7 protein-coding genes are annotated in these 9542 nt (G+C 59.3%); 4 read left to right on the top strand and 3 right to left on the bottom strand.

Features of this window, described 5'->3' with window-relative positions; genetic code table 11:
• Window positions 1-165 precede the first annotated feature (165 nt).
• The 3 genes from NKJ06_RS11340 to NKJ06_RS11330 are packed head-to-tail and all read left to right on the top strand — an operon-like array spanning window position 166 to window position 4583.
• Complete coding sequence (locus tag NKJ06_RS11340; protein WP_352633095.1) at window positions 166-651, top strand: endonuclease domain-containing protein; 486 nt, start codon at window positions 166-168, stop codon at window positions 649-651.
• Window positions 648-3218, top strand: a complete 2571-nt coding sequence (locus NKJ06_RS11335) for a GcvT family protein (RefSeq protein ID WP_352809795.1) — start codon at window positions 648-650, stop codon at window positions 3216-3218. Before NKJ06_RS11340 ends, NKJ06_RS11335 begins: the two co-directional genes overlap by 4 nt.
• A gap of 9 nt (window positions 3219-3227) precedes the next feature.
• Entirely contained in the window at window positions 3228-4583 is a 1356-nt protein-coding gene (locus NKJ06_RS11330; protein WP_352633093.1) for a M24 family metallopeptidase, read from the top strand.
• On the opposite strand, the gene NKJ06_RS11325 is transcribed toward NKJ06_RS11330, so the two are convergent.
• Complete coding sequence (locus NKJ06_RS11325; protein ID WP_352633092.1) at window positions 4548-5384, bottom strand: phosphate/phosphite/phosphonate ABC transporter substrate-binding protein; 837 nt, start codon at window positions 5382-5384, stop codon at window positions 4548-4550. The two genes, NKJ06_RS11330 and NKJ06_RS11325, sit on opposite strands and share 36 nt — an antisense overlap.
• A 91-nt stretch (window positions 5385-5475) precedes the next feature.
• Complete coding sequence (locus NKJ06_RS11320; protein WP_352633091.1) at window positions 5476-6486, bottom strand: fatty acid desaturase; 1011 nt, start codon at window positions 6484-6486, stop codon at window positions 5476-5478.
• A gap of 229 nt (window positions 6487-6715) precedes the next feature.
• Between NKJ06_RS11320 and NKJ06_RS11315 the strand changes: the two genes are divergently transcribed.
• Window positions 6716-7573, top strand: coding sequence for a helix-turn-helix domain-containing protein (locus tag NKJ06_RS11315; RefSeq protein ID WP_352633090.1), 858 nt, complete (start codon window positions 6716-6718; stop codon window positions 7571-7573).
• 65 nt (window positions 7574-7638) lie between these two features.
• Here NKJ06_RS11315 and NKJ06_RS11310 read toward each other — a convergent pair whose 3' ends face one another.
• Window positions 7639-9468 carry a hypothetical protein gene (locus tag NKJ06_RS11310; RefSeq protein ID WP_352633089.1) on the bottom strand — a complete coding sequence of 610 codons (1830 nt, stop codon included), beginning with the start codon at window positions 9466-9468 and terminating at the stop codon, window positions 7639-7641.
• Window positions 9469-9542: the final 74 nt, after the last annotated feature.

The raw sequence follows: 9542 nt of genomic DNA, 5'->3' as shown, positions 1-9542 counted from the left end.
TAACCTCGGCAACGCGGCCAACCCGGCGGACCCATTGATTTCACCAACAGCCGACCCCCACGCGGTCGAGCTGCGCGCCACACCTCTCCCCCGATCGACGGGGTAGAGGAAGGGCGCGAACTTTCCACAGCCGGCGCCCTTCCTCTCCCTCCGGAGGGGGGAGAGGTGGCGTCGCGAAGCGGCGACGGAGTGGGGGAAGCCCGCCCCGCAACCCGCAGCCGCCGCAAAACGGGCACCACCCAGCGAGCCAGAAAACTCAGGCAAGGTGACAACCAGGCCGAAGCTCTGCTTTGGCTCGAGTTAAAAGCCCGCAAACTTGGTGGCTACAAGTTCACGCGACAGTTCTCTATCGGGCCATACTACGCAGACTTCGCTTGCCGCGAAAAATGGCTTGTCGTTGAAGTCGACGGACACCAGCACGCCGGCAGTTCATATGACCGCCGCCGCGACGATTTCATGCGGACCCAAGGCTACTCGATCCTGCGCCTTTGGAGCCATGACGTCCTGCAACATCGTACTTCCGTCTGTGAAACCATCCTTGCCGCGCTTGATGGCAAGCTAGCGGAAGACATCGCTGTCTCCGACCTCCGCTTTGTTTTCACGCCGCTCCCAATCGATTCATTCCCTTCAAAAACGGACCTATCTAGATGAAATCTCATGTAAAAGCGGTTGTCATCGGCGGCGGCGTCGTCGGCTGCTCGGTTCTCTACCATCTGGCCAAGGCCGGGTGGACCGACATCATGCTGATCGAGCGCTCGGAGCTTACCTCCGGCTCGTCCTGGCACGCGGCCGGTGGCTTCCATACGCTGAACGGTGACCCCAACGTCGCCAAGCTGCAGGCCTACACGGTGCAACTCTACAAGGAGATCGAGGAAATATCCGGCCAGTCCTGCTCGCTGCATCTGACCGGCGGCGTGATGTTGGCCGATACGCCCGAGCGCATGGATTTTCTGCGCCTTGCCCACGCCAAGGGCCGCTATCTCGGCATGGACACCGAACTGATCACCCCGTCCGAAGCCAAGGCGATGTTCCCGCTGATGGACGAGACCAATTTCGTCGGCGCCATGTGGGATCCGGTCGAAGGCCATCTCGATCCGTCCGGAACGACGATCGCCTATTCCAAGGCGGCCAAGAAACTCGGCGCCGAGATCGTGCTGCGCAACCGCGTCGTCGAACTGACGCAGGAGGTCGACGGCACCTGGAACGTCGTCACTGAACAGGGCACGGTGAAGGCCGAGCATGTCGTCAATTGCGGCGGCCTGTGGGCGCGCGAGATCGGCCGCATGGTCGGCGTCGAACTGCCGGTACTGGCCATGGAGCACATGTATCTCCTGACCGAGCCGATGCCGGAGGTCGAGGAGTTCAACAAATCGACCGGCCGCGAGATGATCGGCGTGCTCGACTTCAAGGGCGAGATCTACACCCGCCAGGAGCGCAACGGTATCCTGCTCGGCACGTATGAGAAGGCCTGCAAGCCGTGGTCGCCGGTCAACACCCCGTGGGATTTCGGCCACGAATTGCTGCCGCCCGACCTCGACCGCATCGCGCCGTCGCTGGAAATCGGCTTCAAGCATTTCCCCGGCATCGAGAAGGCGGGCATCAAGCAGATCATCAACGGCCCTTTCACCTTCGCGCTCGACGGCAACCCGCTGGTCGGTCCGGTGCAGGGCCTGACCAATTTCTGGTGCGCCTGCGCCGTCATGGCCGGCTTCAGCCAGGGCGGCGGCGTCGGCTTGGCGCTGTCGAACTGGATGGTACATGGCGATCCCGGGTTCGACGTCTGGGGCATGGATGTCACCCGCTTCGGCGAATGGGCCGGCCTGCGCTACACCAACGCCAAGGTGCGCGAAAACTATTCGCGCCGCTTCTCCATCCGCTTCCCCAACGAGGAACTGCCGGCAGCGCGCCCGGCGCAGACGACGCCGCTCTACGACACCATGCTGGCCAACAACGCCATCATGGGCGACAGCTGGGGTCTCGAAACGCCGCTGTGGTTCGCACCGAAAGGCAAGGAGCCCAGGGATATCGTCTCCTTCCATCGCTCCAACGATTTTGGGCCGATCGGCGAGGAAGTGCGCGCCACGCGTGAGCGCGTCGGCGTCACCGAGATCGCCAACTTCGCCAAATACGAAGTGTCGGGACCGGCGGCGGAGGATTTCCTCAACCGGCTGATGACCAACCGCATGCCGAAGACCGGCCGCATCGTGCTGACGCCGCTGCTCAATGCATTCGGCCAGCTGATCGGCGCCTGCCCCATCGCCAAGGCAGCAGGAGACCGCTTCATGATCTGGGGTTCGTCGGCCGCGCAGAAATACCACATGCGCTGGTTCGAGAAGCATCTGCCGAAGGATAGTTCGGTGCGTATCCACCGCTTCGACCAGACGCTCGTCGGTCTGTCGATCGCCGGACCGAAATCCCGCGACTTGCTGCAGAAACTCGTCGATGTCGACATCTCGACCACAGCCTTCCGCTTCATGGATTTCCGCGAGATGGCGGTCGGCGGCGCGCCTTGTCTCGTCAACCGCATCACCTACACCGGCGATCTTGGCTACGAGATCTGGATGGCGCCAGCCTATGAGCGCCTGGTCTACCAGGCGATCAAGGACGCCGGCGAGGAATTCGGCCTCGTGGATTTCGGTATGCGCGCTCTGCTCTCCATGCGCCTGGAAAAGAATTTTCCGACCTGGTTCCGCGAGTTGCGGCCGATCTACGGACCCTTTGAAGGGGCGATGGACCGCTTCATCAAGCTGGAGAAAAACGACTTCATCGGCCGCGAGGCAGCCGCCAAGGAACAGGCGGAAGGACCAAAACTGCGCCGCGTCTCCTTCATCGTCGATGCCGCCGATGCTGACGTCATGGGCGACGAGCCGATCTGGGCCAAAGTCAGCAAGGATTACGGCACGGTTGAAAAGCCGCATGGCTATGGCGCACCGCGTTTCGACAAGGGCGGCAAGGAAATACGCGGCTCCAAGGCTGCCGAAGGTGCGTCCGCCGTGCGCGGCATCGTCGACGGCGACTGGCGCGTGGTCGGCTGGGTCACCTCAGGCGGTTATGCCCACTATGTGCAGAAGTCGATGGCGCAGGGCTACGTGCCGGCGGCTCTTGCCGAGGACGAAAGCGCGGGCCTGTTCGAAATCGAAATCCTCGGACATCGGCGCCCGGCCCGCATCAACGTCGAAGCACCCTTCGATCCGAGTGGCGAAAAGATGCGGACCTGAGGTTCGACCATGGACAGCGCGGGGCCAAAGGGCAGCTTTGGCCGGCATCGCAAGATCATGCCGTTCGAGCCGGGCTCGATCGAGGCGCAGCGCGACGCCTCCCGGCAGAAGGCGGCGGCGCTCAACCAGCATGTGCTGGGCTATGGCGCGCAGGCGGAGGCTGAATGGGCCGCGGCGGGCATTGCCGCTCCCGATCTGCCTGCCATGCGCCAATACCGGCTGGAGCGTATCCGCGCCGAGTTGAGGCGCCGCGGCTATGCCGGCGCGCTGCTCTACGATCCCGTGAACATCCGCTACGCGACGGACTCCACCAACATGCAGTCGTGGGTGGCGCACAATCCGACGCGGCATTGCTTCGTTGCGACCGACGGACCGGTGGTGCTGTTCGACTATTTCTCCTGCGAACACCTCTCCGACCATTCCGGCATCGTCGACGAGGTTCGCCCCGCTGTGTCATGGATGTACCTCTATAGCGGCGAGCTTACGGAGCAAAAGGTCCGCCGCTGGGCCGCCGGCATCGCCGATCTGGTTAGGGAACATGGCGGCGCCAACAGCCGCATCGCAGTCGACCACATCAACCCTGAAGGCGTCGAGGAACTGGCGCGCCTTGGTGTTTCGATCGGCAATGGCGAGGCGGTGATGGAGAATGCGCGGCTGATCAAGTCGCCGGACGAAATCCTTGCCATGCGCCGCGCTATCGTCGCCTGCGAGGCGGCAATGGGCGAGATGGAACAGGCTCTGAAGCCAGGGATTTCCGAGAATGAGCTATGGGCCGAACTGCATCGCGGCAACATCGCCCGCGGCGGCGAATGGATCGAGACGCGGCTGCTGACGTCAGGCCCGCGCACCAATCCGTGGTTCCAGGAATGCTCGTCACGCAAGATTGTATCAGGCGATCTCGTCGCCTTCGACACCGACCTGATCGGTCCCTACGGCTTTTGCGCTGACCTGTCGCGCACATGGCTGTGCGGCGATGCAAAGCCGTCCGACGAGCAGCGCGAGCTGTTTCGCATCGCCGCCGGCCAGGTCGCGCGCAACATAGCGCTGATGCAGCCCGGCGTCTCGTTCCGCGACCTCGTCGAACGCTCGGCGGTGCCGCCGGGAGACTGCTTCCCGACGCGCTATGGCGTGCTCTATCACGGCGTCGGCCTGGCCGATGAATATCCGACCTTGCCGCATGCCAGCGACTGGACTGCCGATACGCCCGATGGCGTTCTGGAACCCGGAATGGTGGTGTGTGTGGAAAGCTATATCGGCAGGCTTGGCGGGCGCGAGGGCGTCAAGATCGAGGAACAGATCCTGATCACCGCGGCCGGCAACGAGCAGCTTTCAACCTACCCGCTGGATGCGAGGCTGCTCGGTTAGGCCGGCAATGACCTCGCGCATCGCGACGACGGTTTTTTCCGGTGTCGTTGCGGCGGTGATGAACGGCAGACCTTTGCGCCGTGCTGTCCAGCCGACGACCTTCACCGCTCGCGCCGCAGGCTCGAAGCGCTGCGCCAGCGCCCAGCTTTCGCAGTCGATCGCCGCGACATCCGCCTTGCCTTCGGCGACAGCGACAATCGAAGCGCGATGCCCACCGCTATGCAGGTTTTCCGAAAACAGATCGCTTTGCGAAAGCGGGTCCAAGTCGTCGAGGTCACGGGACAAGGCGATGATACCTGACATGGAATCGAGGCTGTTGAAGGTGAACCGCTTGCTCTGAATCAGATCGATCGGGATGACGGCCCGGCCGTCCGTGGGCGAAGGTACTGACATCCCGCCGTCCGCCGGCACGATGATGGCGCTCGAATAGAGTTCGCCCTTCCCGCCTTCATAAGCGTCGTAGCTGGGTTGGCCTATGAGTTGGACATGCTTCGAAAGGCCGAATTCCATCGGGCCCCAACATGTCTGCGCAAACAACAGCGCCGGGTGCAGCCAAAGGCTGGGAAAATCCAGTTCATCCGGCGGCAATGTCGCCGGGTCCGGCGCGATCAGCTCTCCTTGGGCATTATAATGAATGCCGCCCGGTACCGGCGGCAGGTCACCATTGCGACGCACGATGGATTGCGGCGCATCGATGCCCTTTTGCCGAAAGGCCTCGCGCAATCGTGCCCATTGCGCATCGACCTCGCCGCGCACTTCGGGCCAGTCGTACATCGGCAACGCCGCAACCAATTCACTCATGCCCGACACTCAATCACCACGTCTGGAAAAAGGATCGCAAAAACGCGGCGTCCAATCAGAATTGGCCGACACGCCCGGATATACGCCGGAATTATTCCTTGGGCGGCTCGGCGGGAACCGGCGCGCTGCCAAGCCCGCTGATGCTGCGCGCCCTGATGCGCGGTTTGAAGGCTCTGCCCGGCTCTGGCGCGCGCCGCAGCACCGGGTGCACAATCGGCTCTTTCGCCTTGAACGCATAGGCTTTGATCAGTGCGAAATAGTTCGGATAGGCATAGCCATTGTTCATCCGCAGCCATTCCTCACGACGGTCACGAAACAGCTTGGGCAGCTTGTACCAGGCCACGGTCGGGGTCTTGTGGTGGACGAAGTGCAGATTGTTGTTGAGGAACAGGAAAGACAGCGGTGAACGCTCGACGATCACCGTGCGGCCTTCCGGATGTTCCGACCATTGATGCTCGGCGAAAGTGCGGATCGAAATCAGCGACTGGCCGAGCCAGACCGGCACCAGGATGTAGAGCCACAGCGGGATGCCGAAGCCGAACTGGACGATCGGCACCACGATGGCAAGGCCGATCGCATGCATCAGCCACGCCTTGCGGATCGCCTTGTCACCGGCGATCATCTGCTTGGCATCGTCGATGAAGAAGCCGATGCAGGACAGCCAAGGGCCGAGCACGAACCGGCCGGCCATGGTGTTGTTGATCTTGAGCACGAATTTCATCGTCGGCGGCAGTTCGTCATGCTGCCACAGCGCCTGGTAATAGCTTTCCGGATCGTCCAGCGGATCGGTCAACCGCTCGTCGGCGTGGTGGCGCAGATGGATGGTCTTGAAGCGGCGGAACGGCCAGACCAGACCGATCGGCAGAAAGACGAAGGCTTCGTTGACCCGCGCGTTGCGCGTCGGATGTCCGTGCAGCACTTCGTGCATGATCGAGGATTGCAGTGCGGCGGTGAAGGCGAGGACGGCGAGCGCGAGGATGGGGTAGGATGGCCAGAGCAGGAAACCGGTGGCGAGCCATGTTGCGTAACAGAAGAAGGCGAGTACCACGGTCGGCCACTCGATGGCCGGTACGCTGCGTCGCCTGATGCCCTTGCCCGTCATGCTATCGACCACTGTCCCTCAGTCGCCGGAACCCCAATTGGTTCCTGACAGCATTGTGTCAGGAGAAATGATTCCACTCAACGAGACAAAGTGCACAAACTGTTGCGATTGCGCATTTTTGACCGCACATGTTATACATTGTAAACAGACTTAGGGATTTATTTACGCCTGAGGAGCGCGTGAAGACGCTTCGGCGCAAATTTTTCCTCAATCGGACCGGAGCACCGAGATGGACAAGCGCGACCTGTCGACCATCTTCCGCGAACGCCTGAAAATGCTCTTGACACGCTCCGACCTCAACCAGTCGGCCTTCGCGACGGCGGTCGGCATCGACCGCTCGGCGCTGTCGCAGCTGTTGTCGGGCGCCTCGACCCGCCTGCCTCGCGCCGAAACGCTGCTCAACATCGCCGCCGAATTCAAGGTGTCGCTCGACTGGCTTCTCGGCCTCAGCCAGGATGAGGGCCTCACCGGCGAAATCCGCGAGAGCCTGGAGATCGAGGAGGCGCCCGACGGCTTCGACCGCACGCTGCTGGCCAAATGGCATGCCGAGGCCGCGGGCACCAAGATCCGCTACGTGCCGGCCGGCATTCCCGACCTTCTGCGCACCGAGGCGCTGGTCGACTACGAGGCGGGCATCGCCAACAAGAACCGCCTGGCGCAGGCCGGCGAAACGCAATACCGCATCGATTACAACAGGCGGCCGGAAACCGACATGGAAGTCTGCATGCCGCGCCACACGCTGGAGATATTTGCACGCGGGCTGGGTGTCTGGGATCGTTTCCCGGAAGCCGACCGCCGCGCCCAGCTACTGCACATGGCAACGCTGCTCGACGACCTCTATCCGACCTTCCGGCTGTTTCTCTATGACGGGCGGATGCGCTACTCGATCCCCTACACCATCTTCGGGCCCTATCGCGCCGCCATTTATGTCGGCGACATGTATCTGGTGCTCAACGCCACCCAGCCGATCCAGACGCTGATCCAGCACTTCGACAATCTGATCCGCGCCGCCGACATCAATGCACACGAGGCGGCAGGCTTCGCCCACAAACTGGCCAGCATGTCGTTTCCATCGAGCACTGTCTGAGCTCTGGCAATCATGGTCATTCGACAGCGCACTCTACAGACGCGTCGGCTTTCCCAACTATCGCGCTATATATCAAGGTCGTCTTGTTTCCTGAGCCTCATCACGACTAACCCTGATGCAAAGCTCAATACAGCGACCGATAGGGCTATCAAATAGGCTCGGTGCTCCCCTTCTAGGGTCTCCCATTTAGTAGGGTTGGCACGAACCTGATTTTTCCATAGAAGCTTTGCGATGCCGGCGAACCGAATTTGGCCGGACGTATCGTAGCTCCCCTTAAAATCACCAATAGCATCAATGTTGTCAGTGGAAGTGGTAGACTCGACCTCGCCGTTAACCTCGATGCTGGCGACACCCCCACCTACTAAAACTCCTTCAGCACGACCAGATGGCGCCTGGTTTAATTCATCAGATTTCAGACCCTTAATTGTAACCCAGCCATTCTCGCCATCCACCTTTATCGTATGCGTCGGATTCACATACGACTCGCCAGCATGTGGTTTGATTTTAACGAGAATCCCTAAAAGGCTCATGCTGCTCATATCAAATGAGCCGCGAGAGAAGATCGAGGAGGCCGAAAGCTGCTTGCATTTCAACAATTTTTCCCAGTTTTTGTCAGGTTTATCAGTCGTAAGATTTAATATAGTTTCGTCTCCATCAACTTTTAAATGGAGGATTGTAGAACGGGAAACAATCGAATCATTTTCAACAACAAACGGGACGACTAGTGCATAGTAAGAAATCTCACCCGAGCTTTTATAGGCAAGGGTCGATTTTTCGTCTATAAACTGCTCCATCTCAATAGTCTTATTTTGATCAACTTTATTCGTTGAAAAGAATGCATATTTCTGAGGGGAAAAATTGAAGGTACCTGATGAGGAATCTTGAGTTCCAAACACGTTGAGATCCCAAAGTCCGCTCTCGACCCAAAAATCGAGGCTACGAACGTTCGGAAGTTCATAAGCATTTTTTTCATATGTTGTTTTTGGCAGATCGGACCTATCGGTGCACCCGCCGAATAGGGTGATCTCGGCGTCAAACTTCGCGGGCGTGCCTAGTGCGCCCCACCGAACCGTCATCGGGCCGTCACCCTTTCGCCAATTAGCAAATCCATTTGTCGAAATTGCCGGGACGAACGAGAAGCGCGGCACAGAGGCAGTTGTCCCATCAGATTCCTCAGTTGGATTGCGATCCGTAGCGTCGGTAATTAGTGCACCGTGCGCTGGGTGGCTCAAGACCATCACAATACGCACCGGAAGTGGTCGATAGAAAAAATCCAAGATGTAGTATGCGGCAGTGGAGAGAAGGACGCCGAGGCCAATTGCCGCTGCGCCCGAGGCAACATTAGCGGCTCGGCCCGAAAAAATTTTGGCTATGTATTCGCAAATCACCAGTATCAACGCGGCAGTAAATCCCAAGGCAACGCCGCCCAACAAATTGGCTACGACATTCTGGAAAAACCGACCTATTGAAAATTGGCCTAATATGAGATCAGTGATAACGTCAATTACCGTCAAGATAGCAAAACTGAAGATCGCAATTGAGTCGACCGTCTTCTTAAAAGAATAGTTTCTGAAGGAAAATGCCACTATTGCCACAGCCGCACATATGAACGGCCAATACAAGACTCCCCCAAGCCAATCTGATAAACTTGGAAATGTGATCAAATCTGTCTGATAAGCTGATTCATAGATGGCCGCAGAGTCGCTATTGACCAGCGCCACGAGATACACCTGAAAATTTGGACCTGTTGCGAGTAGGAAACTGAACGCGATGATCATTGAGATGCGCATCCAGGCCGTTGCCGCGTTCGTAAAAAGGCGCGAATGCAAGAAATCCCAGAATCTCGACAATGAAAAATTCATTTCACGCAACCGTATAAAGCCTTGTTTTTCCAAGTCATCTCGTGTGACGGTCGTTGAGATCAGGTTGCGTGTCAACACAAACCAAAGGTTGTTATTGGCATTCCACT

This window comes from Mesorhizobium sp. M0293, assembly GCF_040321735.1.
Classification (GTDB): domain Bacteria; phylum Pseudomonadota; class Alphaproteobacteria; order Rhizobiales; family Rhizobiaceae; genus Mesorhizobium.
This window is presented reverse-complemented; position numbering and strand designations above follow the sequence as displayed.

Bases quoted from the DNA above. Each gene is read 5' to 3' on its own strand.
- NKJ06_RS11330 (WP_352633093.1), top strand. From the start codon at position 3,228: ATGGACAGCGCGGGGCCAAAGGGCAGCTTTGGCCGGCATCGCAAGATC.
- NKJ06_RS11325 (WP_352633092.1), bottom strand. From the start codon at position 5,384: ATGAGTGAATTGGTTGCGGCGTTGCCGATGTACGACTGGCCCGAAGTG.
- NKJ06_RS11320 (WP_352633091.1), bottom strand. From the start codon at position 6,486: ATGACGGGCAAGGGCATCAGGCGACGCAGCGTACCGGCCATCGAGTGG.
- NKJ06_RS11315 (WP_352633090.1), top strand. From the start codon at position 6,716: ATGGACAAGCGCGACCTGTCGACCATCTTCCGCGAACGCCTGAAAATG.
- NKJ06_RS11335 (WP_352809795.1), top strand. From the start codon at position 648: ATGAAATCTCATGTAAAAGCGGTTGTCATCGGCGGCGGCGTCGTCGGC.